At 39.3% G+C, this 303-nt stretch carries 1 pseudogene; it reads right to left on the bottom strand.

Annotation, left to right across the window (positions count from 1 at the left end):
- Positions 1 to 303, bottom strand: a pseudogene (locus tag LG649_RS16040) (T9SS type B sorting domain-containing protein); the annotation flags it as partial.

The following is a 303-nucleotide window of genomic DNA, read 5'->3' as shown; positions in this document are numbered from 1 at the left end:
TAGGGTTAGTGGTTCCGTTTATATCTCCAGTATCACCGCTGGCTAAAAGATTAGTATCGGTATTATCCCAAATCTCGAATTTTACATTTATAGGAATTCCGCCACCGCAGCTAGAAGGCGGAAGTAAATTAATCATCCACGAAGAAAACTCGTAAGTCGTATTTTCGCAAAGCCCACTAACGGTTGTTTGGTAAAATTCGCCAGCAGTAAAATCGGCATTAATAATTAACATTCTTCCATTAGAATCGCCTGGTGTATGGTCTGGAATAATATGCCACCCAAACCAATTGGTATTACTTGAAA

Source organism: Neotamlana laminarinivorans, assembly GCF_020523925.1.
Classification (GTDB): domain Bacteria; phylum Bacteroidota; class Bacteroidia; order Flavobacteriales; family Flavobacteriaceae; genus Neotamlana; species Neotamlana laminarinivorans.
The sequence above is the reverse complement of the archived record's forward strand: the minus strand, read 5'-3'. Positions and strand labels throughout refer to the sequence as shown.